Source organism: Streptomyces sp. NPDC021749 (genome assembly GCF_040640655.1).
GTDB lineage: Bacteria > Actinomycetota > Actinomycetes > Streptomycetales > Streptomycetaceae > Streptomyces.
Map to the genome: position 1 here is coordinate 254696 of NZ_JBFACE010000004.1, position 23513 is coordinate 278208.

At 74.5% G+C, this 23513-nt stretch carries 20 protein-coding genes and 2 pseudogenes; 19 read left to right on the top strand and 3 right to left on the bottom strand.

From position 1 onward, the window contains the following. The first annotated feature begins 69 nt into the window (after positions 1-69). The 15 genes and pseudogenes from AB0G35_RS06235 to AB0G35_RS06305 all read left to right on the top strand — a co-directional run bounded on the left by AB0G35_RS06235 (position 70) and on the right by AB0G35_RS06305 (position 16744). The gene (locus AB0G35_RS06235; protein WP_360944628.1) at positions 70-2115 is read left to right on the top strand and encodes a SpoIIE family protein phosphatase; all 2046 of its coding nucleotides are present in this window, start codon (positions 70-72) and stop codon (positions 2113-2115) included. 160 nt (positions 2116-2275) lie between these two features. Further along, positions 2276-2842, top strand: a complete 567-nt coding sequence (locus tag AB0G35_RS06240) for a hemerythrin domain-containing protein (protein ID WP_360944475.1) — start codon at positions 2276-2278, stop codon at positions 2840-2842. An 83-nt stretch (positions 2843-2925) separates the two neighbouring features. Then, on the top strand, positions 2926-6057 hold the full coding sequence (locus AB0G35_RS06245; RefSeq protein WP_360944478.1) for an FAD-linked oxidase C-terminal domain-containing protein: 3132 nt from the start codon (positions 2926-2928) through the stop codon (positions 6055-6057). Continuing rightward, positions 6038-7855: a thiamine pyrophosphate-requiring protein gene (locus AB0G35_RS06250; protein WP_360944481.1), complete on the top strand. Its 1818-nt coding sequence runs from the start codon at positions 6038-6040 to the stop codon at positions 7853-7855. The genes AB0G35_RS06245 and AB0G35_RS06250 overlap by 20 nt, the downstream gene beginning before the upstream one ends. A gap of 127 nt (positions 7856-7982) precedes the next feature. Further along, entirely contained in the window at positions 7983-8270 is a 288-nt protein-coding gene (locus AB0G35_RS06255) for a hypothetical protein (protein ID WP_360944484.1), read from the top strand. A gap of 91 nt (positions 8271-8361) precedes the next feature. After that, on the top strand, positions 8362-9378 hold the full coding sequence (locus tag AB0G35_RS06260) for an SDR family oxidoreductase (protein ID WP_360944487.1): 1017 nt from the start codon (positions 8362-8364) through the stop codon (positions 9376-9378). Positions 9379-9545: 167 nt separating this feature from the next. Then, positions 9546-10508 carry an NAD-dependent epimerase/dehydratase family protein gene (locus AB0G35_RS06265; protein WP_360944490.1) on the top strand — a complete coding sequence of 321 codons (963 nt, stop codon included), beginning with the start codon at positions 9546-9548 and terminating at the stop codon, positions 10506-10508. Between the two features lie 64 nt (positions 10509-10572). Further along, positions 10573-12252, top strand: coding sequence for a carbamoyltransferase C-terminal domain-containing protein (locus AB0G35_RS06270; RefSeq protein ID WP_360944493.1), 1680 nt, complete (start codon positions 10573-10575; stop codon positions 12250-12252). After that, positions 12249-13313, top strand: a complete 1065-nt coding sequence (locus tag AB0G35_RS06275; protein ID WP_360944496.1) for a glycosyltransferase — start codon at positions 12249-12251, stop codon at positions 13311-13313. Before AB0G35_RS06270 ends, AB0G35_RS06275 begins: the two co-directional genes overlap by 4 nt. Then, entirely contained in the window at positions 13310-13531 is a 222-nt protein-coding gene (locus AB0G35_RS06280; RefSeq protein WP_360944499.1) for a hypothetical protein, read from the top strand. Before AB0G35_RS06275 ends, AB0G35_RS06280 begins: the two co-directional genes overlap by 4 nt. A 65-nt stretch (positions 13532-13596) precedes the next feature. Continuing rightward, positions 13597-14106 (top strand): annotated as a pseudogene (locus AB0G35_RS06285) (glycosyltransferase family 9 protein); the annotation flags it as partial. Further along, positions 14103-15068, top strand: coding sequence for a glycosyltransferase (locus tag AB0G35_RS06290; protein ID WP_360944502.1), 966 nt, complete (start codon positions 14103-14105; stop codon positions 15066-15068). The pseudogene AB0G35_RS06285 and the gene AB0G35_RS06290, both read left to right, overlap by 4 nt. Continuing rightward, positions 15065-16303: a glycosyltransferase gene (locus AB0G35_RS06295; RefSeq protein ID WP_360944505.1), complete on the top strand. Its 1239-nt coding sequence runs from the start codon at positions 15065-15067 to the stop codon at positions 16301-16303. The genes AB0G35_RS06290 and AB0G35_RS06295 overlap by 4 nt, the downstream gene beginning before the upstream one ends. 31 nt (positions 16304-16334) lie before the next feature. Further along, positions 16335-16508 (top strand): annotated as a pseudogene (locus AB0G35_RS06300) (phosphoheptose isomerase); the annotation flags it as partial. A gap of 23 nt (positions 16509-16531) precedes the next feature. Beyond that, positions 16532-16744: a hypothetical protein gene (locus tag AB0G35_RS06305; RefSeq protein WP_360944634.1), complete on the top strand. Its 213-nt coding sequence runs from the start codon at positions 16532-16534 to the stop codon at positions 16742-16744. On the opposite strand, the gene AB0G35_RS06310 is transcribed toward AB0G35_RS06305, so the two are convergent. After that, positions 16741-17745 (bottom strand): winged helix-turn-helix domain-containing protein, encoded by a 1005-nt coding sequence (locus AB0G35_RS06310; RefSeq protein ID WP_360944508.1) that lies wholly within the window; start codon positions 17743-17745, stop codon positions 16741-16743. The two genes, AB0G35_RS06305 and AB0G35_RS06310, sit on opposite strands and share 4 nt — an antisense overlap. Positions 17746-17877: 132 nt before the next feature. Between AB0G35_RS06310 and AB0G35_RS06315 the strand changes: the two genes are divergently transcribed. The 4 genes from AB0G35_RS06315 to AB0G35_RS06330 all read left to right on the top strand — a co-directional run bounded on the left by AB0G35_RS06315 (position 17878) and on the right by AB0G35_RS06330 (position 22024). After that, on the top strand, positions 17878-19161 hold the full coding sequence (locus AB0G35_RS06315; RefSeq protein WP_360944512.1) for an alpha/beta hydrolase: 1284 nt from the start codon (positions 17878-17880) through the stop codon (positions 19159-19161). An 87-nt stretch (positions 19162-19248) separates the two neighbouring features. Next, positions 19249-20463 (top strand): aromatic acid exporter family protein, encoded by a 1215-nt coding sequence (locus AB0G35_RS06320; RefSeq protein WP_360944515.1) that lies wholly within the window; start codon positions 19249-19251, stop codon positions 20461-20463. A gap of 73 nt (positions 20464-20536) precedes the next feature. After that, positions 20537-20758 (top strand): hypothetical protein, encoded by a 222-nt coding sequence (locus tag AB0G35_RS06325; RefSeq protein ID WP_360944518.1) that lies wholly within the window; start codon positions 20537-20539, stop codon positions 20756-20758. A gap of 376 nt (positions 20759-21134) precedes the next feature. After that, a protein-coding gene (locus AB0G35_RS06330; protein WP_360944521.1) for an IS5 family transposase occupies positions 21135-22024 on the top strand; the annotation gives its coding sequence in 2 pieces (ribosomal slippage) (positions 21135-21489 and positions 21489-22024; 891 coding nt in all). A gap of 118 nt (positions 22025-22142) precedes the next feature. On the opposite strand, the gene AB0G35_RS06335 is transcribed toward AB0G35_RS06330, so the two are convergent. Then, the gene (locus AB0G35_RS06335; RefSeq protein ID WP_360944524.1) at positions 22143-22382 is read right to left on the bottom strand and encodes a DUF5133 domain-containing protein; all 240 of its coding nucleotides are present in this window, start codon (positions 22380-22382) and stop codon (positions 22143-22145) included. 150 nt (positions 22383-22532) lie between these two features. Further along, entirely contained in the window at positions 22533-23504 is a 972-nt protein-coding gene (locus AB0G35_RS06340; protein ID WP_360944527.1) for an SDR family NAD(P)-dependent oxidoreductase, read from the bottom strand. Positions 23505-23513 lie beyond the last annotated feature (9 nt).

Genomic DNA, 23513 nt, shown 5'->3' on the forward strand with positions numbered 1-23513 from the left:
GGCGGAGGGAGGGCCGGGATGTCCACAGCCGACCCCGTCGGCGCGGCGGGCGACTGGCCCGTCGGCGGAATGCCGCAACGCAGCGGACTGCTGGACCTGCTCGGCGTCGCCGCGGTGGTCCTGGACGCCGACGGCCGGATCGTGCTGTGGAGCCCGCAGGCCGAAACGCTCTTCGGCTACTCCGCGCAGGAAGCGCTGGGCCGGTACGCCGGCCGGCTGCTGGTCCACGAGCGCCATCTGGACCTGGTGATGAGGCTCTTCACCGAGGTCATGGCGACCGGCCAGAGCTGGGCCGGGGCCTTCCCCGTCCGGCTCAAGGACGGCAGCACCCGGCTGGTGGAGTTCCGCAACGTGCGGCTGCTGGACGACCGGGGGGACACGTACGCCCTGGGCATCGCCACCGACGAGGCCACTCTGAGCAAGGTCGAACGCGATGTGGCGCTGTCCACCCGGCTGGTCTCGCAGTCCCCGATCGGGCTGGGCGTCCTGGACACCGAGCTGCGCTACCTGGCGGTCAATCCGGCGCTGGAGCGGATCGACGGGGTCTCCGCCCGGGACCACCTCGGCCGGTCGGTCCAGGAGGTGCTGCCCTTCATCCGGACCGAGGCCCTGGAGTCCGCCCTGCGGCGGGTGCTGGAGACCGGGCAGCCGCTGGTCGACCAGTACGTCGTGGGGCGCACCCTCGCCGACCCCGAGAACGAGCACGCCTGGTCGGTCTCGTTCTACCGGCTGGAGGACCCCGGCGGGCGGGTGCTGGGGGTGGCCGGGGTGATCGTGGACGTCACCGACCGGCACCGCGCGGCCGGGGAGGCGGCCCGCGCCCGGCGCCGGCTCGCCATGATCGCGGACGGTTCGGCGCGGATCGGCACCACGCTGGAGGTGGAACGGACCGCCCATGAGCTGGCCGAGGTGACCGTGCCCGAGCTCGCCGACGTGGCCACCGTGGACATCCTCGACGCGTTCCTGGACGACCGCCGCCCCACCAGCACCGCCAGCCACCCGGCGGTCTTCCGGGCGCTCGCGGTGCACACCGCTTACCCCACCGAGGTGACCCGCGCCGCCGACCCGCCCGGCCACATCGCCAGCTACGGCGCCGACCGGGTGGTCACCCAGTGCGTACGGACCCGCCGGCCCATCCTCGTGCGCCACGTCGACGAGCAGTCCCTGGCCCGGATCGCCCGTGACCCGGAGGCCGCCGCGATCCTGGCCCGGGCCGGCATCCACAGCTACCTCGCGACCCCGCTGATCGCCCGCGGCGAAGTGCTCGGCGCGCTGGGCCTCACCCGCGCCCGCAACCCCGTCCCGTTCGACGAGGACGACCAGACCCTGGCCGCCGAACTGGCCGACCGGGCCGCCGTGAGCATGGACAACGCCCGGCTCTACCAGAGCCTGCGGGACACCGCCGTCACGCTCCAGCGCAGCCTGCTCCCGGACCGCCCGCCGCAGCGGGCCGGGCTGGAGATCGCCACCCGCTACCGGCCGGCCGGCACCACGAACGAGGTCGGCGGCGACTGGTTCGACGTCATCCCCCTCGCCGGCGACCAGACGGCGCTCGTGGTCGGTGACGTGATGGGCAGCGGCACCAAGGCCGCCACCACGATGGGACGGCTGCGGACCGCCACCGGCACCCTGGCCGACCTGGACATGCCGCCGGCCGAGGTGCTGCGGCACGTCGACCGGATCACGGCCGGCCTGGAGCAGTACGCCACCTGCGTCTACGCCGTCCACGATCCGCACCAGGCGGTCTGCCGGATCGCCGCCGCCGGCCACCTGCCGCCGGTGCTGATCCACTCCGGCCGGCCGCCCGAACTGCTCGACCTGCCCACCGGCGTTCCGCTCGGCGTCGGCGACGTCCCCTTCGAGGAGACCACCTTCGACCTGCACCCCGGGGACCGCCTGGTGCTGTACACCGACGGGCTGGTCGAGACCCGCCGGGACATGATCGACGAGCGCCTGGACCGCCTGCTGAGTCTCCTGGACCGCCCGGACCCGTCCCTGGAGGACACCTGCGACCGGCTGCTGGAGGCGCTGCGGGACCCGGACGACGCGGACGACGTCGCCCTGCTCATCGCCCGGGCCCGGCCCTGGCCGTCCGGCTCCGGGCGGGACGGCTGAGGAATTCCTCCGCCGCATGTGACGCGGGTGCCGTCGGCCGGGAACCGGATGCGGCATCCGGCGCAATTCCCGCCGGTCGAGGCGTTAGCCGGGACGGTGCGGGGGAACCCGTTCTGGTGGCCGAAGGGCGGACGCGCGCACATGGGCGAGAGGCACGACCATGGGACACGGCGGAGATGTCATCACGGAGCTGGCCGCGGACCATCGGGAGATGGCCGCGCTGTTCGAGCAGATCGAGGCGGCGGTCCCCGCGGCCGCGACGCGCAAAAGGCTGCTCGACCGGCTGACGATCGAACTCGTCCGGCATTCCGTCGCCGAGGAGCAGTATCTCTATCCCGCGGTGCGCGAGAAGCTGCCGAACGGCGCCGCACTGGCCGACAAGGAAATCGCCGACCACCGACGGGTGGAAGCGCTGCTGAAAGACCTGGAACGGCTCGATGCGGAAGACCGTGCGTTCAACGAGCTGTTCGTGAAACTCCGGACGGAGGTCCGGGCGCACATCCGGGACGAGGAGAGCGAACTGTTCGCCCGGTTGCGTGAGGTGTGCCTTCCCGGGGAACTCGAAGCGCTCGGGGAGAAGGTCCGGACGGCCAAGAAGCTCGCGCCCGCCCGCCCGCACCCCGGCGTCCCCGACGCCCCGCCGGCGAACAAGTTGCTGGCCCCGGGCCTCGGGCTGGTGGACCGCGCCCGGGACCTGCTCACCGGCCGCGGCGGCGGACCGGACTGAGCCGCCGGATCAACCCCGGGTCCGGCCCGGCCGTCCGCGGGGCGTCCGGGCCTTTCGTAGGGCGGAAACGGCAGAAGGTGGCTATGGACCAGCGACAGGAAACGACGCCGGACGAGCGGGAGAACGGCTCACCGGAGACCTTTCCCGCCGCGCGGACCGGCGCGCTGGAAAAGGCGCTGCGCGAGCGGGTCGACGGTGAGGTGCGTTTCGACGCGGGCAGCCGCGGCGCCTATGCCACGGACGGTTCCAACTACCGGCAGGTGCCGATCGGCGTGGTCGTTCCGCGGAACGTCGATGCCGGGGCGGCCGCGGTCGGGGTGTGCGCCGCATTCGGTGCACCGGTGCTTTCCCGGGGCGGCGGCACCAGCCTCGGCGGACAGTGCACCAATACCGCCGTGGTCATCGACTGGACGAAATACTGCAACCGCCTGGTATCGGTGGACGCGGAACGCCGCCGGTGCGTGGTCGAACCGGGCATCGTGCTGGACGAACTCAACCGTCAACTCGCCGGAGAAAAACTGCAGTTCGGCCCCAAACCCGCCACCCACAGCCACTGTTCGCTGGGCGGAATGATCGGCAACAATTCCTGCGGTGCCTCCGCCCAGGCGTACGGAAAGACCGTCGACAATGTGCGGCGGCTGGAGATCCTCACCTACGACGGCGTCCGCATGTGGGTGGGGCCCACCTCGCCGCAGGAATACGCGGAGATCGAGGCGGAAGGCGGCCGGCGGGCGGACCTCTACCGGGGGCTGCGGCAGCTCGCCGCCCGGTATCTCGGCGACATCCGGCGGGGATTCCCCGACATCCCGCGGCGGGTGTCCGGCTACAACCTGGACGCCCTGCTGCCCGAGAACGGCTTCGACCTCGCCCGGGCGCTGGTGGGCAGCGAGGGCACCCTGGTCACCGTCCTGCACGCCGAACTGGACCTGGTGCCGGTGCCGCCCTGCGAGGCCATGGTGGTGCTCGGCTACCCCGACATCTGCGCGGCCGCCGACGACGTACCGCGACTGCTGGCGCACTCCGCCCCCGCCCAACTGGAGGCCCTGGACGGGCGGATGGCGCAGCTGATGCGCGAGGAGCAGGCCTACCTCGACTCCCTGAAGATCTTCCCGGAGGGCGACAGCTGGCTGTTGGTCCAGTTCACCGGCGACCCCCGCGAGGACGTCGACGCCCGGTGCCACGACCTGCTCCGGGCGCTGGGCCGCAAGGAGAGCGATCCGACCGTGGCGTTCTCCGACGACCCCGCGCGCGAGGAGCGGATGCTCAAGGCGCGCGAGGCCGGGCTCGGGGTGACCGCGCGGCCGCCGGACGACCGGGAGACCTGGGAGGGCTGGGAGGACTCCGCGGTCCCGCCGGAGAAGCTCGGGGACTACCTGCGCGACCTGAAGGCGCTGTTCGCCGAGTTCGACTACGACCATCCGTCGCTGTACGGCCACTTCGGCCACGGCTGTGTGCACACCCGCATCCCGTTCGACCTCAAGAGCGCCCGGGGAGTGGCGGACTTCCGGGCCTTCCTGCACCGCGCGGCCGACCTCGTCGTCTCGTACGGCGGGTCGCTGTCCGGCGAGCACGGTGACGGGCAGGCGCGCGGCGAACTGCTGCCGAAGATGTTCGGGGCACGGCTCACCGGCGCCTTCGGGGAGATGAAGGCGCTCTTCGACCCGGACGACCGGATGAACCCCGGCAAGGTCGTGCGCCCGCACCGGACCGACGACGACCTCCGGCTCGGCCCGGCCTGGCGGCCCGAGACCCACCGCACCCACTTCGGCTACCCCGACGACGCGCACTCCTTCACCCGCGCGGTGATGCGCTGCGTCGGCATCGGCAACTGCCGTGCCCACACCGGCGGGGTGATGTGCCCCTCCTACCGGGCCACCGGCGAGGAGGAGCACTCCACCCGCGGGCGGGCCCGGCTGCTGTTCGAGATGCTGAACGGGCACGCCGACTCGGCGATCACCGACGGCTGGCGGTCCACCGAGGTCCGCGACGCCCTCGATCTGTGCCTGGCCTGCAAGGGCTGCAAGTCCGACTGTCCCACCGGCGTCGACATGGCCACCTACAAGGCGGAGTTCCTCGCCCACCACTACGCCGGCCGGCTGCGCCCGGCCGCCCACTACGCGCTGGGCTGGCTGCCGCTGTGGGCCAAGCTGGCGCGCGGCGCGCCACGCCTGGTCAACGCGGTACTGCGGGCACCCGTACTGGCCCGGCTGGGCAAGCGCGCCGCAGGAGTGGCCGCCGAACGCACCGCGCCGGCCTTCGCCGAGGAGTCGTTCACCGAATGGTGGACCGCGCGGGGCCGCCCGCAGCCGGACCCCGCCGACGCCCGGACGGTGCTGCTGTGGCCGGACACCTTCAGCAACCACCTCCACCCGAACGTCGCCAAGGCGGCGGTGCGGGTCCTGGAGGACGCCGGTTTCCGGGTCGCGGTACCGCCGGGGACCGTGTGCTGCGGACTGACGTGGATCTCGACCGGGCAGCTGACGACCGCGAAGCGGGTGCTGCGCCGCACCGTCGACGCGCTCCGGCCGTGGATCGAGGCCGGCACGCCGGTCATCGGGCTGGAACCGTCGTGCACCGCGGTGTTCCGCGCCGACGCCCCCGAGCTGTTCCCCGCGGACCAGGACGTGGCGCGGCTGGCCCGGCAGTTCCGGACGTTCGCCGAACAGCTCGTCCACCACGCACCGAAGGACTGGCGGCCGCCCCGGCTCGACCGGCCGGCGACCGTGCAGACCCACTGCCACCAGCACGCGGTCCTGGGGGACGACGCCGACCGGGAGCTGATGCGCCGGGCCGGGCTGGACGCGGACGTCCTGGACGTCGGCTGCTGCGGACTGGCCGGCAACTTCGGCTTCGAACGCGGCCACCACCAGGTCTCCATGACCGTCGCCGAACAGGGGCTGCTGCCCGCCGTCCGCGCCGCCGACCCCGCCGCACCGGTGCTCGCCGACGGCTTCAGCTGCCGTACCCAGATCGCCGACGGCGGCACCGGCCGGGGCGCGCTCCACCTGGCCGAGGCGCTGGCACTCGGCCTCGACGGACCGCTGCCCGCCGGCCGCCCCGAACAGGCCGCCGACCGGCCGCGGGTGCCCGCCCGGGACGCCCGGCTGGTCACCGCCGGTGCCGCCCTGACCGGCCTCGGGGCGCTCGCCGCCGGGGTGGCCGCCGCACTCAACCGACGAGAAGAGAGGAACGTCCGTGTCGACCAAGGTCTCTGACCACATCCTTGCCCGGCTGCGCGACTGGGACGTCGAGCACGTCTTCGCCTACGCCGGCGACGGCATCAACGGCCTGCTCGCCGCCTGGGAACGCGCCGACAACAAGCCGCAGTTCATCCAGGCGCGGCACGAGGAGATGGCCGCCTTCCAGGCCGTCGGCTACGCCAAGTTCTCCGGCCGGGTCGGCGTCTGCGCGGCGACCTCCGGGCCCGGCGCCATCCACCTGCTCAACGGCCTCTACGACGCCAAGCTCGACCACGTCCCCGTGGTGGCGATCGTCGGGCAGACCAACCGCAGCGCCATGGGCGGTTCCTACCAGCAGGAGGTCGACCTCCAAAGCCTCTACAAGGACGTCGCCTCCGATTTCTGCGAGATGGTGACCGTCCCCGAGCAGCTGCCCAACGCCCTCGACCGGGCCATCCGCACCGCCTACGGGCGGCGGACCGTGACCGCGGTGATCGTCCCTGCCGACGTGCAGGAACTGGACTACGCGCCGCCCACCCACGCCTTCAAGATGGTCCCCTCCAGCCTCGGCCTCGCCTCCTACGCGCCGGTGCCGACCGAGGACGACCTCGCCCGCGCCGCGGAGGTCCTCAACGCGGGCGAGAAGGTCGCCGTCCTGATCGGGCAGGGCGCCCGCGGAGCCCGCGCCGAGGTGGAGCAGCTCGCCGACGTGCTCGGCGCCGGGGTGGCCAAGGCGCTGCTCGGCAAGGACGCGCTGCCCGACGACCTGCCGTACGTCACCGGCGCCATCGGGCTGCTGGGGACCCGCCCGTCGTACGAGATGATGCGGGACTGCGACACCCTGCTCGTGGTGGGGTCCAGCTTCCCCTACACCCAGTTCATGCCGGAGCTGGACCAGGCCCGGGCGGTACAGATCGACATCGACCCGCACATGGTCGGGATGCGCTACCCCTTCGAGGTCAACCTCGTCGGGGACGCCAAGGCGACCCTGCAGCGGCTGCTGCCGCAGCTGAAGACCAAGAAGCACGGCAACTGGCGGAAGAAGATCGAGAAGGACACCGCCCGCTGGTGGGAGGTGATGGAGCGGCGGGCCGCCGTCGAGGCCGACCCGATCAACCCCGAGTACGTCGTCCACGCCCTCGACGCGCTGCTGCCCGACGACGTCATCCTCGCCGCGGACTCCGGCTCCTCCGCCAACTGGTACGCCCGCCATCTGCGGATCCGCGGCACGATGCGGGGCTCGCTCTCCGGGACGCTGGCGACCATGGGCCCCGGCGTGCCGTACGTCATCGGTGCGAAGTTCGCCCACCCCGACCGGCCGGCGATCGCCCTCGTCGGGGACGGCGCGATGCAGATGAACGGGATGGCCGAACTGATCACCGCCGCCAAGTACCGGTCCGAGTGGCAGGACCCGCGGCTGATCGTCGCCGTGCTCAACAACCAGGACCTCAACCAGGTGACCTGGGAGATGCGCGCCATGTCCGGCGCCCCGCAGTTCCTGCCCTCGCAGGCGATCCCGGACGTGCCCTACGCCGACTTCGCCCGCTCCATCGGCCTGGACGGCGTCCGGGTGGAGAAGCCCGGCGAGGTGGAGGACGCCTGGCGCAAGGCGCTCGCGGCCGACCGGCCGTTCGTCATCGACTTCCGCACCGACCCCGCCGTCCCGCCGATCCCGCCGCACGCCAGCCTCGACCAGATCGAGGCCGCGGCCACCGCCATCCTCAAGGGCGACAGCGACCGTGTCGCGGTGGTCAAACAGGGCCTCAAGGCGAAGGTCCAGGAGATGCTCCCGGGCGGCAAGCACCGGCACGGCCGGTCCGACACCAAGGACTGACGGTGCGTCAGCAGGCGGGGGCGGTGACCCGGTCGTCGACGCGGTCGAGGCGGCCGCCTACACCGTCCCCACCGACGCACCCGAAGCCGACGGCACCCTGGAGTGGCACGAGACCACCCTGGTCGTGGTGCAGCTCCGCTCCGGCGGCACCACCGGCCTCGGCTACACCTACGGCGCGCCCCGGACCGCCGCCGTCGTCCGCGACGTACTGGCCGGGACGGTGCGCGGGGCGGCCGTCTGGGACGTGCCCGCGGCCAACGAGGCGATGTCCCGGGCGGTGCGCAACGCCGGCCGGCCCGGACTCATCGCCGGCGCGATCTCCGCCGTCGACATCGCGCTGTGGGACCTCAAGACCACGTCCGCATCGAGAACCTGCTGTTCGACGGCGCCCTGGACCCCTCGGCCGGCAGCGTGACACCGGGCGCCGACGGAGCCCTGGGCCACGGGCTGACCCTGCGCACAGCGGACGCCGAACCGTACCGGGCCGGCTGAGGAGGACCACGGACATGCCACAGACCGTCGTCATCACGGGCGCGAGCGCCGGCATCGGGCGGGCCACCGCCCGGCTGTTCGGCGACCGGGGCGCCAACGTGGCGCTGGTGGCCCGCGGCCGGGCCGGCCTCGAAGCGGCCGCCGCGGAGGTCGAACGGGCCGGCGGCCGGGCCCTGGTGCTGCCCACCGACGTCGCCGACCACGCACAGGTCGAAGCCGCGGCCCAGGCTGCCGAGGACACCTTCGGCCCGCTCGACGTCTGGATCAACGACGCCTTCACCTCGGTCTTCGCGCCGTTCACCGAGATCGAACCGGACGAATACCGCCGGGTCACCGAGGTCACCTACCTCGGCTTCGTGCACGGCACCCGGGCCGCCCTGCGCCGGATGCTCCCCCGGGACGCCGGCACGGTCGTCCAGGTCGGCTCGGCGCTCGGCTACCGGTCCGTGCCGCTGCAGTCCGCGTACTGCGGCGCCAAGCACGCCGTCAACGGATTCACCTCCGCCGTGCGCACCGAACTGCTGCACCGCAACAGCAGCGTCCGGATCACCGTGGTCCAGATGCCCGCGGTCAACACCCCGCAGTTCTCCTGGGTGCTCTCCCGGCTGCCCCACCACCCCTCCCCGGTGCCGCCCATCTACCAGCCCGAGGTCGCCGCCCGCGCCGTCGTGCACGCCGCGGACCATCCACGCCGCAAGCAGTACTACGTCGGCGCGTCCACCGCGGCGACGATCTGGGCCGAGAAGATCGCCCCCGGACTGCTCGACCGCTACCTCGCCCGCACCGGCTACGACTCCCAGCAGACCGACCGGGCCCCGTCCACCGCCCGGGACGTGAACCTGTGGCAGCCGGCGGACGACACCACGGGCCACGACTACGGCGCCCACGGCATCTTCGACCCGCAGGCCAAGGCGCACTCCGCCCAGGCGGCCCTCGCCCGGCACCCCGCCCTGACCGCGGGCGCGGTCACCGCCGCGGCGCTCGGCGCCCTGTCCCTGCTGCGGTCACGGGGGCGCCGCGCCGGGCGCTAGGACGCCACGCCTTTCCCGGCTGCCGGGGCCACCGGGCGACCGGCTCAGGGCCCCGGCGGCACCGGCCGGAGGTCACCCGACCGGCGGACGCCCACTCGCCCTCGCGGACCGTGCCCAGGACGCTGATCGAGGAGTCCCACCACGTCGGAACCCACGCTAGGAGTCCCATGGGCATGGCACTTTCGCGGAATTGGCAGTGCGCGGTGGTGACCGGTGGCGCGGGTTTCGTCGGCTCCCACCTCTGCACCGAACTGCTGGCGCGGGGCACCACCGTCATCTGCGTCGACGATTTCAGCACCGGACGGCCGGAGAACATCTCCGCGCTGCGTGACCATCCCGCGTTCACGGTCGTGGAGGCGAACGTCACCGAGCCGGTACACCTCGACGCGGAGCCCGACCTGGTGCTGCACTTCGCGTCCCCGGCCTCGCCCGCCGACTACCTCAAACTCCCCCTGCACACCCTGGAGACCGGCAGCCTGGGCACCCGCAACATGCTCGCCCTGGCCCGGTCGAGCGGCGCCCGCTTCCTGCTGGCGTCCACCTCCAAGGTGTACGGCGATCCGCAGCAGCACCCGCAGAGCGAGGACTACTGGGGGAACGTCAACCCCGTCGGACCGCGCAGCGTCTACGACGAGGCCAAGCGCTTCGGCGAGGCCCTCACCACCGCCGAGGCCGGGGCACACGGCACCGACGCCGGCATCGTCCGGCTCTTCACCACCTACGGCCCCCGGATGCGCGGCCACGACGGGCGCGCGGTGCCCACCTTCATCCGCCAGGCACTGGCCGGCGATCCGCTCACCGTCACCGGCGACGGCTGCCAGACCCGCTCGCTGTGCTACGTCGACGACACCGTGCGCGGCATCCTCGCGGCCGCCGCCTCCGACCTGCGCGGCCCGGTGAACCTGGGCAGCCCGGCCGAGCTCAGCATGCTCGAACTCGCCCGGCTCATCGTCGAGTTGAGCCGATCCCGCTCCTCCGTCCGGTTCATCGACCGGCCGGCCGACGACCCGGCGGTGCGCTGCCCGGACATCACCTTGGCCCGCGGCAAGCTCCAGTGGGAGCCACGGGTGCCACCGCGGGAGGGCCTGGCCCGCACCATCGCGTGGTTCCGGGAGCGGCAGGGCACCTGACCCCGCCCAAGCACCAAAGACCGAACCGCCGCCCCCCGGACTGAGGAAAGGCCAGCGAATCGTGATGCGCATCCTTGGAATCAACGCACTCTTCCACGACCCCGCCGCCGCACTCGTCATCGACGGCATCACGGTGGCCGCCGCGGAAGAGGAGAGGTTCTCCCGGCGCAAGCACGGCAAACGGCCGGTGCCCTTCTCCGCCTGGGAACTGCCCGAGCAGGCCGCCCGCTGGTGCCTGGACTACGCCGGCCTGCGCCCCCAGGACATCGACGCGGTCGCGTACTCCTTCGACCCCCGACTGGCCCGGCCCGCCGCACAGATGGGCCTGCACGACCCCTGGGACCACCTGCGCCTGACCTACGCCCGCGAGGCACCCGGCTTCCTCGCCCAGGCGCTGCCCGGCCTCGACCCGGACGCGGTGCGGTTCGTCCCACACCACATGGCGCACGCCGCCTCCGGCGCCTTCGCCGCACCGGACGCCGACACCTCCTCCGTCCTCGTCCTCGACGGCCGCGGCGAGGCCACCTCCCACCTGGCCGCCCACCGCGTCCAGGGAAAACTGGAGCCGCTGTACGGCCAGGAACTGCCGCATTCGCTGGGCCTGGTCTACGAGGAACTGACCGAGCACCTCGGCTTCCTGCGCTCCTGTGACGAGCACCAGGTCATGGCCCTCGCCTCCTACGGCAGGCCGCGGATGCTGGCCGAACTCCGCCGCCACATCCATCCGACCGGCGACGGCGGCTTCCACGCCACCGGCGTCCCCTGGCACGAACTGTGCGCCCCGCGCCGACCGGACGAGCCCTGGAACCAGGACCACGCCGACCTCGCCGCCAGCGCCCAGGCCTGCCTGGAGGAGACCCTCCTGGACCTGGTCCGCTGGCTGCACGGCCGCACCCACGACGATGTGCTGACCCTCGCCGGCGGCGTCGCCCTCAACTGCGTCGCCAATGCGCGGATCGCCCGGGAGGGCCCGTTCGGCCGGGTCTGGGTCCAGCCGGCGGCCGGTGACGCCGGCACCGCGCTCGGCTCCGCCCTGCTGATCGGTGCCGACGCGGGCGAGGAGCCGCTGCCCATGCCCGGCGCCGCCCTCGGCCGCGACTGGACCGACGCCGAACTCGAAACCTGGCTCCGGACCGCCGCCGTCCCCTACGAGCGCCCCGCCGACATCGCCCGCACCGTCGCCGAGGCCCTCGCCGACAACGCCGTCGTCGCGTGGTTCCAGGGCCGCGCCGAATACGGACCGCGGGCCCTGGGACACCGCTCCCTGCTGGCCCACCCCGGCCACTTCGCCAACCGGGAGCGGCTCAACGACGTCAAGGGACGCGAGCAGTTCCGGCCGGTCGCCCCCATGGTGCTCGCCGACCGCGCGGCGGACCTCTTCGACGGCCAACTCCCCAGCCCCTACATGCTGTTCGTCCACGAGGTGGCCCCCGAGTGGCGGGCACGCATCCCCGCCGTGGTCCACGTGGACGGCACCGCCCGGATCCAGACCGTCGACCCGGCCGCCGAGCCGCGCCTCGCCCGGCTGCTGACCGAGTTCGAGCGGCTCACCGGTCTGCCCGTCGTGGCCAACACCAGCCTCAACACGGCCGGACGGCCCATGGCCGACGACCCCCGCGACGCCCTGGAGTGCCTCGGGTCCACCCCCGTCGACCTGCTGGCCATCGGCCCGTTCGCGGTCCGCCGCCGGGACCTCTTCGCCGCCGGGCAGGACGCACGGCACGCGGCGGAGGGGGCCCGATGACCGCCCCGGCCGACCGGTCCACCGACTACACCGTCGTGATCCCCACGCTCGGCCGGCCCGGCCTGACCGCCTGCCTGGCCGCGCTCGCCGCCGCCGACGGCCCCCCGCCGCGCCGCGTGATCCTCGTCGACGACCGCCCCCTCGACGACTGCACACCGCTGCCCGCCGACATCCCCCGGGAACTGCGCGACCGCACCGTGACCGTGCCCGGCTGCGCCCGCGGCCCGGCCGCCGCCCGCAACACCGGCTGGCGGGCGGCCGGCGGCACCCCCTGGGTCGTCTTCCTCGACGACGACGTGCTCCCCGGCCCCGCCTGGTCGGCGGAACTGGCCGCCGACCTCGCCGCCGCCACCCCGCGCACCGCCGGCGTCTCGGGCCGGATCGACGTGCCGCTGCCGTCCGGACGCGAACCCACCGACTGGGAACGCAACACCGCTTCCCTGGCCACCTCCCGCTGGATCACCGCCGACATGGCCTACCGCCGGGCCGCCCTGGAATGTGTCGGCGGCTTCGACGAACGCTTCCGGCGCGCCTTCCGCGAGGACGCGGACCTGGCGCTGCGGGTACTGGCGACCGGCTGGACGCTGGCCGAGGGCCGCCGCCGCACCACCCACCCGGTCCGCCCCGCCGACCGCTGGGTCTCGGTACGGCTCCAGGCCGGCAACGCCGACGACGTCCTGATGACCCGCCGGCACGGCCGGGGCTGGTGGCGCCGCGCCCGGGCCCCGCGCGGCCGGCTCCCCGGACACCTCGCGGTGACCGCGGCGGCCGCCGGCGCGGTGCTCTGCGGCGCGGCCGGCAGACGGCGCGCCGCCTCGGCCCTGGCCGCCCTGTGGCTCGCCGGCACCGCCGAGTTCGCCTGGGCCAGGATCGCGCCCGGGCCGCGCACCCGGGAGGAGACCCGGACGATGGCGCTGACCAGCGTCCTGATCCCGCCCGCCGCCACCGCGCACTGGCTGCGCGGCCTGCTCCGCCACCGCCGCATCGCTCCGGTGGACCCCTGGGGCGGCGCCCACCCCACGCCCGAGCCCCCGGCCCGGCCCGCCCCGGAACGGGTGTGACCGTGGACGCCCCGGAGCGGCCCGGCGGTCCCCGGCTCCACGCCGGCGGACCGTACCCCGCCGCATCCGCACCGGCGCGGACGGCCGCGGTCCTCTTCGTGCCGACCCCCGTCACCCGCCCCGAAGAGATCGCCGGCGCACCCTGCCGCGCGGCCGATCTCCCGGACGCCGTACGGCAGTTGCCGGGCCGCCCGCTCAGCGCGGAGGCGGCCCGATGAACGCCGCACCGCGCACCCTCGTCGTCCGGCCGGACAGCGTCGGCGACGTGCTGCTCGCCGGCCCCGCCGTACGGGCCGCGGCGGCCGGCCACCGCGTCGACGTCACCGGCGGGCCCGACGCACGCCGGCTGACCGCCGCGGTGGCCCGCGACCGCGCACGGGACCTCGGCGGCCGCACCGGTCTGCACCAGCTCGCCGGCGTCCTCGCCGGAGCCCGGGCCGCGGTCGTCGGCAACACCGGCCCGGCACCCCTGGCCGCCGCGGCGGGCACCCCCGTCGTCTCCCTCTTCGCCCCGGTGGTCCCCGCCGAACGGCGGCCCCCCTACGGCGTCCCGCACGTCCTGCGCGGCGACCAGCAGGCGCCCTGCGCGGACAGCCGCGCCCGGAGCTGCCCGGTGCCCGGGCACCCCTGCCTCGACGGGGTCTCGGACGCCGAACTGCTGGGCGCGCTGGCCGGGGTGACGACCGGCCGGGACGCGGCGGTGCCGGCCGCAACGGGCCGCGCGGACGGCCGGGCGCCGGGGGCCGGCGCGCCCCGCACACCGACCGACGACGAGCGAGGGGCGACCGTATGAACATCCTGCTGTGGCACGTGCACGGCTCCTGGACCACGGCGTTCGTCCAGGGCCCGCACACCTACCTGGTGCCGGTCACCCCCGACCGCGGACCCGACGGGCGGGGCCGGTCCCGTACCTTCCCCTGGCCCGGCTCGGTGCAGGAGAAGACGCCCGCCCAGCTCCGGGAGACCCCCGTCGACCTGGTCGTCCTGCAGCGGCCGCACGAGGCGGAACTGGCCGAGTCCTGGCTCGGCGGCCGCCGCCCCGGCCGCGACCTGCCCGCCGTCTACCTGGAGCACAACGCCCCGCACGGCGACGTACCGCACACCCGGCACCCGTACGCCGACCGCGACGACCTGGTGCTGGTGCACGTCACCCACTTCAACCGGCTGTTCTGGGACAACGGCCGGACCCGAACCGCCGTGATCGAGCACGGCCTCGTCGACCCCGGCCACCGCTACACCGGCCGGCTCCCGCGGGCCGCCGTCGTCGTCAACGAGCCGGTCCGCCGCGGCCGGACCGTCGGCACCGACCTGCTGCCCGCACTGGCGGCGGCCGCCCCGCTCGACGTCTTCGGCATGCGCACCCAGGGACTCGCCGGCCACCTCGGCCTCCTCCCGGACGCCTGCCGCACGGTCGAACTCCCGCAGGCGGACCTGCACACCGCGATGGCCGAGCGGCGGGTGTACCTCCACCCCGTGCGCTGGACCTCGCTCGGCCTGTCCCTGCTGGAGGCCATGCACCTGGGAATGCCGGTGGTGGCGCTGGCGACGACGGCGGCCGTGGAGGCGGTGCCCCCCGGCGCCGGCACGCTCTCCAACCGGCCCGAGGTCCTGGCCCGCGCCGTCCGCACCTACCTGGCCGAACCCGAAGCCGCCGCCGAGGACGGCGCCCGGGCCCGGCAGGCCGCACTCGGCCGGTACGGGCTCAAGCGCTTTCTGCACGACTGGGAAAGCCTGATCACGGAGGTACTCGCATGACCGCCCGCGGCACCGCCCCCCGGCTGTCCATCGCGCTGGTCTCCGAGCACGCCAGCCCGCTCGCGGTCCTCGGCGGGGTCGACGCCGGAGGCCAGAACGTCCACGTGACGCGGCTGGCCGGTGCGCTCGCCGACCGCGGTCACCGGGTCACCGTGTACACCCGCAGGGACGCACCCGACCCACCCGACCACGTCGTGCTGAGACCGGGGGTGACCGTCCGGCACATCGCCGCCGGCCCGCCCTGCCACGTGCCCAAGGACGAACTCCTGCCGTACCTACCGGAGTTCGGCCGCCTGCTGGCCGAGGACTGGGCACTCCGGACGCCGGACGTCGTGCACTCGCACTACTGGATGTCCGGGCTCGCCGCCGTGCAGGCCACCCGGAAACTGGACCTGCCGCTGGCCCACACCTACCACGCGCTCGGCACCGTCAAGCGGCGCCACCAGAAGGACGGCGACACCAGCCCGGCCAGCCGCATCACCTCCGAGGCCGAGGTCGGCGACGGCTGCGACCAGGTGATCGCCACCTCCCGCGACGAGGTCACCGAACTGACCCGGATGGGCATCCCGTCCCGCAAGGTCAGCGTGGTGCCGTGCGGTGTGGACGCCACCGCGTTCAGCCCGCACGGGCCGGTCGCCGACCGCGGCCCGGCACGCCACCTGCTGCTGCAACTCGGCCGGCTGGTGCCCCGCAAGGGGATCGCGCTGTCGGTCTCCGCGCTGTCCCGGCTGCCCGGCGCCCACCTCGTCATCGTCGGCGGGCCGCCCGCCGCGGAACTCGACCGGGACCCCGAGGTCCGGCGGCTGCGCGCACTCGCCCGGGCCGCCGGGGTCGCCGACCGGGTCCGCTTCACCGGCGGGGTGCCGTGCGAGGACGTCCCGCCGCTGCTGCGCGCCGCCGACGTGGTGCTGTGCCCGGCGGACTACGAACCGTTCGGGATCGTGCCGCTGGAGGCCATGGCCTGCGGCACCCCGGTGGTCGCCACCGCGGTCGGCGGCCAGATGGACACCGTCGTCGACACCGTCTCGGGGCGGCTGGTCCCGCCCGGCGACCCCGGCGCACTGGCCCGGGCCGTCGGTGAACTCCTCGCCGACCCCGAACACCGGGCCGCCTGCGGCGCCGCGGGCCGCCGCCGGGTCCTGGCCCGCTACGGATGGGACACCGTCGCGGCGGCCACCGAAACCGTTTACCGCGGGCTGCTCGCGCACCGGTCCAGCGTGACGGAGGCCGTCTGACACACCGTCAACCACCTTGGGGAGAGGCCGCGCGGCCCAGGCCCAGCACCTGACGGCCGAACTGGTCGGCCGCTACCAGCACCAACGCCCCGCCTCCTCCGCCGTCGCCCCGCACGCGGAGACCTCCAGCGTCACCGCGACCGGCAACGACCACGGTTTCGACCAGGTCTTCGCCCGGCAGGTCGCGGCCCACGGCCGGCCCGGCCGCCGGCCCACCTGCCCGGCCGGGTGCTGGGCGCCTGGCGCAGCGCCAGCACGGGCTGGGGCCTGGTCGGTCCGCCGCTGCTCGGCTTCCTGATGGAGCCGGCCGGCGCCCGCGGCGCCCTGGTGGCCGGCGGCCTGATCATCGCCGGCGCGGTCGGCGCCGGCGCCCTGCAGTCACGTCGGCGCGCCACGTCCGGGCCCGTCCCGGCCGCCACCGTCTGCCCCTCGGCCGCCTAGGGACCGTCCGAGCCGGAGACACTCCCGCGGGGCGGCTGCTCCTGCCGCCGCACCAGCAGGCTGCCCAGCGCGGTGCGCCGGTGCAGCACCGTCCGCCCCGCCCGCACCGTGGTGATCAGCCCGGCCCCGCGCAGCGCGGCGGTGTGGGCCGAGGCGGTGGCGTTGCTGATGCCCAGCCGACGGGCGAGGTCACCGGTGGTGTGCTCACGGGCGAGCACCCGCAGGATCGCCGCGCGGGTCCGGCCCAGCACCCCGGCCAGCGCCTCCGCCCCGTCGTACCCGCCGGGTGGCACCAGCGGCACCCCCGGGCCCGCCGGATAGGTCACGTACAGCGGGCGCCCGGGCAGATCGGCCAGCAGGGGCGGGCCGGTCCAGTGGAAGGTGGGCAGCAGCACCACCCCGCGCCCGTCCAGGACGACGTCCCGGGCGAACGGCGCCGGACACTCCCAGACGTCCCCCGACAGCCGGGCCCCGGGGACGAGCCCGTCGAGCGCCGCACCCACCCCGTGCTCGGCGACGGTCAGCGCGTGCCGGGTGAACTCCGCCTGGTGCAGGTCCTGCACCAGGGACCACACGGGACGCAGCAGTGTCTCGAAGGCCGCGTGCTGGGCCCGGCCGAGCACCCGCCAGGCCTCCGCGTCCCCCTGGTGCAGCCCGCGGACCCACGGCGGGGGCGGCCCGGGCACCCCGGCGTACACCCGCTCCATCTCGGCGCGGACCAGCTCGGGCCGGGCCGACCGGACGGTCTCCAGGCCCTCCCGGAGGGAGTCGGCGAAAACGTCGAGGAAGACCGGCGCCCGGCCCGCCGGGACCACGTCCGCCAGGGGCTCCACGGCGGCCGGCAGCGCCCGCAGCACCCGGCGCCGCCACCGGCCGAACAGCACCCCGTCGTCGCGGCGGCACATCATCATCAGCGCCGTGTTCAGCTCCAGCAGCGGAGCCGCCCGGGAGGCGAAGCGGACCCGGGCGACATCGGCGGCCGTGAAGTGCATCCGGATCACATATTCCCCCTGGTGACGCCATCCTTTCGGCCAGGCCCTCAACCATGGCCGGCACCCCCCGCCGGACGCCAGCATGCGACGGCACGCCACGGCACGGGCCGCGGCGGAAGTGCCCGGGAAGGGGAGTGCATCGTGAGCGTACGCAACGGGGCAGGGGGCGGGGACGGCCGGCGGGCCGGGCCGGGCCGGCGGGCGGTCGCCGGGGCGGCCGCGCTGGGCGCCGCCCTGCTGCTCACCGGCGGCTGCGGTACCGCCCGGGCCCACCCCGGGGGACGGCGTCCGCACCACGGGCCGGCCGTCGTACCGCGGTTGCCGGCGCCGACCGGTCCGCATCCGCTCGGCGTCACCACCCTGTATCTCGTCGATCCGGCCCGGCACGACCCGTGGGACCGCCGTCTCACCCGCAGGGAACTCATGATCACCGTCCGCTACCCGGCCCGGACCGTGCACGGCCACCCCGTCGCGCCGCAGATGACCCCGGCCGCCGCGGAGGTCTTCGCCGGCCTCGATCCGCGCTTCCACCCCGGTCTGCCCGGGTCCGGGGTCGACTGGGCGGCCACCCGCACTCATGCGCACACCGGCGCGCCCGCACAGCCCGTACGGCGCCCCGTACTGCTCCACACCCCCGGTGGCGGCGACCCGCGCACGCTGGGCACCGGGCTCGCCGAAGAACTGGCGAGCCACGGCTGGGTGGTGGTGAGCATCGACCACCCCGGCGACGCCGGCGAGGTCGAGTTCCCGGCCACCACGCCCGAGCGCCCGAGCCCGGTCCGCACCACCGTCCTGCGGGGCGATCCCCGCACGGACCCGGACCTCTTCCGCACCATGATCGACACCAGGCTGGCCGACACCCGGTTCGTCCTCACGCAGCTGGCGGAACTGGCCGCCGGCCGGAACCCCGATGCCGCCGGCCGCCCGCTGCCCGAGGACCTCGGCCGCGCGCTGGACCTCCGGCGGGCGGGCATCTACGGCCACTCGGCCGGCGGCACCACCGCCGCCCAGGCCCTCCACGACGACCGCTGCCTGCGCGCCGCGGTCAACCTGGAGGGCCATCTGGACCACCCCTCCCGGCGGCCCGGCCGGCCCGGACCGCTGTTCCCGGTGGCCCGGGACGGCATGGACCGGCCGCTGCTCCTCGTCGGCACCGACGGGTTCCCCGGCCGGAAGGAGCTGGACCGGTCCTGGTCGGCGCTGCTCGCCCACCCGCACGGCCGCACCCGCCGGCGGCAGATCCGGCACACCGCGCACGCCGTCTTCACCGACTACGCCGCCTTCGCCCCGCAGTTGCAGACCGCCGGCCTGATGACCGCCCGGGACCGGAACGCGCTGGTCGGCCCGCTGGACCCGGCCCGGTCGGTGCCCGCCGTGCGCAACCTGGTCCGCACGTTCTTCGCCCGGCACCTGCCGCCGCACTGACCGGCAGGCCGGACGGCTGTCCCGGCCCGGGCCGGGTACAGGCTTTCGGGAGAGGCTCGGGACGGACGGCGGAGAGGAGCTGCAGGCATGGCCGGTGGTCCGGGGGAGCGGAGGACGGGACGCGGCCGGCTCGCCCGCACGGGGGCGTGGTGGCAGCGGGCCCGGTCCTACGACGGTCACGAGCGGCACACGGTGTTCCTCATCGGGAAGAGCACCGTGGCCGCCACCGTCGCCTGGCTGATCTCCTACCAGCTCCTGCAGGCCCGGTCACCGGCCTTCGCCCCGTTCTCGGCGGTACTGATCATGCAGGTGACGGTGTATCAGTCCCTGCGCCAGTCGCTGCGCTACATCGGCGCGGTGGTCAGCGGAGTGGCGGTGCAGGCGGCGCTGGGGTTCGCCGGCGGGCCCCAGCTCGCCACGTTCGCCCTGGTCGCGCTGATCGCCCTCAGCCTCGGCCGGTGGCCGGCCCTGGGCAGCCAGGGCAACCAGGTCGCCACCGCGGCCTTCTTCGCGTTCGCGACCTACACCTCCGCCACCACGGACCTCGACCGGGCCGCCCAGCTCGGACAGATCGTCCTGCTCGTCCTCATCGGCTGCGCCGTGGGCCTCGCGGTGAACGTCACACTCGTCCCGCCGATGCGCTACCGCAGCGCCGAATACGCGCTGCGCGCCCTGGCCCGCACGCTCGACGACCTGTTCGCCGACATGTACCCGGTCCTGCGGCGGGGCGAGTTGGACGAGGAAGCCACCCGGCGGTGGCGCACCCGGGCGGAACGGACCGGAGAGCTGATCGACCAGGCCAGGGCCGGACTGCGCACCGCGCGCGAGAGCCTCTACTACAACCCGCGCCGGCTGCTGGGCCGGCACCGCGGCCGGACCGGCTTCGAGGGCTACCGCTCGGTGCTGGCGGCGCTGGAGCGCGCACTGCAGCACGTCGCCTCGCTCACGCGCAGCCTGGACCGGTGGCGGGACGCCGAGGACCGCTACCACCACCGCGACTTCCTGCGCGCCTACGCGGAGTTCCTGGCCGCCCTCTCGACACTCACCCAGCTCCTGAGCGGGCTGGACGAGGACCTGGTGGCCGTCCAGGCCCGCGCACTCGACGAAGCGGTGGAGCGGGCCCGGGAGTGCCGCGGTGCGCTCACCGAGCAGGCCGCGCGGGACGGACTGCCGCTGGCCGACCCGAGCCGCCCCTACGGCGTGCTCGTCATCGAGGCGACCCGTCTGCAGCAGGAGTTCTCCTACCTCACCGACGTCCTCCGCACCCTGCCCCGGGTCGCGGACGAGGGCCCTTCGCGGTGAAGTAGGAGGAGGGGCGCGGCCTGCTCGGGGGCACCCCTGCGGCCGCGGGGAGCAGAGGAAAGAGGGAGCCCAGATGGACCACGCCGGAACCCCTGAGGAACCCCGGGACAAGCCGAGCAACCCGCCACCGGCGGCCGGCCCCCTCACGCCGCCTCCCGAGCCCGGCGCGACCCGGCCGGCGACCGGCCGCGGCAGGCCCATGAAGCTCACCGAAATGGCCCGCCGCAAGGCAAGGCAGGCCATGGAGAAGCTGAAGCCGCACGAGAGCAGGGGCCACGAGGACCCGCACGCCTAGGGGCTGTCTGACAAATGATCACTGAGCAGTAATGTGCATGCTCGGTCCAATTGCCTTGCGGTCCTGACGTCGGCCAGTGACTCTGGGCTGGTGCCAGGACAGGGGAAGAGAAGGCGGCGACAAGAGGCCGAGAGGCAGCGGCAGGCTGCTCGCACCGCGCCGGACGTGGGACGGTGGGAAGTGCTCTTTGAGACTCGGGACAGGGCAGAGCTGGGTACGCAGTTGCGTCGTCTTCGAGAGGCAGGAGTCGACGGGCCGATGATCTGGATCGACACGCTGTGCGGGCGCCTGGCGCTGCCGACCACCTACCGGCTGAGCCGGTTCGTGACGGACCCCGCGCGGGAGTCCGAGCACGAGCACTCTGATCATTGATCTTGTGGCAGGTCGAGGTGAGTTGACGGACGCGGCGTGGGAGCGAATAGAGCCCCTGTTGCCGCAGGTGGACGGGCGTGGTCGTCCGTGGCGTGATCACCAGCAGGTGGTCAACGGGGTGCTGTGGCGGCTGCGGACCGGGGCCCCGTGGCGCGATCTGCCCGAGCGGTACGGACCGTGGCAGACCGTCTACGAGCGATTCGCCCGCTGGGAAGCGGATGGGACCTGGGCGGAGCTGCTGGAACACGTTCAGGTCCGCGACGACTCGGTGGGCCGGGTGGAGTGGACTGTTGCCGTCGATTCCACGGTCAACCGGGCCCACCAGCATGCGGCCGGCGCCCGCAAAAAGGGGCAGGCGACGGGGACGAACTGGAAGATCCGGACACCTCGCAGGCGCGCCAGGCCCTCGGCCGGTCCCGAGGCGGGCTGACCACCAAGGTCCACCTCGCCGTCGATGGTCGGGGCCTGCCGCTGTCCATCGTGCTCACGCCCGGCAACACCAACGACGCCTCCGCGTTCGGCCAGGTACTCGACGGGATTCGCGTCCCGCGTGCCACCACCGGCCGGCCCCGCACGACACCGGTGCGAGTGCTGGGCGATAAGGCGTATTCCAGCAGGGCGATCCGCCACTTGCTGCGGAGCCGGGGCATCGCTGCCACGATCCCCGAGCGCCGGGACCAGGTGGCCAACCGCCGGCGACGTGGCATTCACGGCGGCCGCCCACCCGTCTTCGACAAGGACATCTACCGCGACCGCAACGTGGTCGAGCGATGCTTCGCCCGCCTCAAGCAGTTCCGTGCGATCGCCACCAGGTTCGACAAGCTCGCCGACCGCTACAAGGCTGGAATCGTCCTGGCAGCCCTAATCCTGTGGCTTCGCGAACCCGTCAGATGATCATTTGTCAGACAGGCCCTAGGGGACACCAAGCGATCGCGTCACCCCGGGCGGCGGCCCGGCGGGTCCGGCCTGCCCGGCTCCCCGACAGCGGGTGAACAGGTGACAGCGGGCCGGCTCAGGCGCCGGCGAGCAGTGAATCGTCCGTGACGCGGGCGCCCGGAAGGCGGTGGGTGGCGGCGATCAGGGCCGCGTCCACGTCGCGGGTACCGGTGGAGGTGCACAGCGTGTACGCCGTGTACGCGAGGTCGTCCATCCGCTGCCGCATCTCCTCGCTGCCGCGGTCCGCGTGCAGCAGCTCCAGCGTCCGGTACTCGTCGGTGAGGCCCTGCAGCGCCGCGGGGTGGGCCAACAGCACGGTGGTCTCCTTCCGTCGCGCGTCCGGCTTCACGGCCGCTCGTGCCCGGCCGCCGACGGTCTACACCCGGCCCGCCGTGGTCCGCACGGCCCGCCGCGGTCGGGACCGGGTGCCTGGCCCGCCGCGGTCGGTACCTGGCCCGCCGACGCGTCAGCCCCGCTGGTTGAAGCGGCCGGCCGCCCGTTCGTTGAGCACGCCCAGCGCCTTGCGCAGCCGACGGGCCGGCGGCTGCTCCTCCGCCTCGATCCGGTAGCCCTCGGCCGTACCGGGACCGCCGTCGCGGGGCAGCACCCGGCTCACCGCCGACACCAGCCGGGTGGTGAGCACCGGCGCCACGCCGTGCGCCGCGGCGCCCAGTTTGGCCGCCGGGGTGAGCACGACCCGCGGCCGCCGCCGCTGCACCGCGGACACGATGCGCTCCGCCGCCCGCTCGGCGCTCATCGACAGCAGGGGTGCGCCGGCCAGCGCCTGGAACCAGGCGTACTCCCGGCGCCGGTCGCCGCCGAACCGCGCGTGCAGATGCGATCCGGTCCGCATCAGGCCGGGATGCACCCCGGTCACGGTGACCCCGTACGCGGCCTCCTCCGCGTGCAGGCCCTCGGCCAGCGAGGCCACCGCCGCCTTGGCGCACGAGTACGGCAGCAGGTGCGGCACCGCCAGCAGCCCGCCGACCGACCCGACGAGCGCCAGCCGGCCGCCCGCCGGACTGCGCCTGAGGTACGGCAGGGCGGCGAACGCGGTGTTCAGGGCCCCGTGGAAGATGGAGTCCATGGCGTCCCGGAACCCTTCCACGCCGAGGGCTTCGGCCGGGCCGACCTGGATGATGCCGGCGTTGGCGATGACGATGTCCAGCCGGCCGTTGGCCCGCGCGATCTCGGTGAACCGTTCCTCGACCGCACCGCCGTCGCGCACGTCGCACACCACACCGCGCACCGCACCGCCGCCCGGCCGGCCGAGTTTGCCGACCGCCCGGTCCAGTTCGGCCCGGTCCCGTGCCAGCAGCACCACGTCGCAGTCACGGCGCAGCAGCTGACGGGCCATGAGCAGACCCAGTCCGCGCGAGCCGCCGGTGACCACGGCGGTGAGACCTTCGATGGAGGGAGCGGCCGGCAACACTCGCATGCGGAGCCC

Coding starts and splice junctions, on each gene's coding strand:
- AB0G35_RS06245 (WP_360944478.1), top strand. CDS start 2,926: ATGGACCAGCGACAGGAAACGACGCCGGACGAGCGGGAGAACGGCTCA.
- AB0G35_RS06295 (WP_360944505.1), top strand. CDS start 15,065: ATGACCGCCCGCGGCACCGCCCCCCGGCTGTCCATCGCGCTGGTCTCC.
- AB0G35_RS06340 (WP_360944527.1), bottom strand. CDS start 23,504: ATGCGAGTGTTGCCGGCCGCTCCCTCCATCGAAGGTCTCACCGCCGTG.
- AB0G35_RS06260 (WP_360944487.1), top strand. CDS start 8,362: ATGCCACAGACCGTCGTCATCACGGGCGCGAGCGCCGGCATCGGGCGG.
- AB0G35_RS06325 (WP_360944518.1), top strand. CDS start 20,537: ATGGACCACGCCGGAACCCCTGAGGAACCCCGGGACAAGCCGAGCAAC.
- AB0G35_RS06235 (WP_360944628.1), top strand. CDS start 70: ATGCCGCAACGCAGCGGACTGCTGGACCTGCTCGGCGTCGCCGCGGTG.
- AB0G35_RS06240 (WP_360944475.1), top strand. CDS start 2,276: ATGGGACACGGCGGAGATGTCATCACGGAGCTGGCCGCGGACCATCGG.
- AB0G35_RS06320 (WP_360944515.1), top strand. CDS start 19,249: ATGGCCGGTGGTCCGGGGGAGCGGAGGACGGGACGCGGCCGGCTCGCC.
- AB0G35_RS06290 (WP_360944502.1), top strand. CDS start 14,103: ATGAACATCCTGCTGTGGCACGTGCACGGCTCCTGGACCACGGCGTTC.
- AB0G35_RS06270 (WP_360944493.1), top strand. CDS start 10,573: ATGCGCATCCTTGGAATCAACGCACTCTTCCACGACCCCGCCGCCGCA.
- AB0G35_RS06275 (WP_360944496.1), top strand. CDS start 12,249: ATGACCGCCCCGGCCGACCGGTCCACCGACTACACCGTCGTGATCCCC.
- AB0G35_RS06265 (WP_360944490.1), top strand. CDS start 9,546: ATGGGCATGGCACTTTCGCGGAATTGGCAGTGCGCGGTGGTGACCGGT.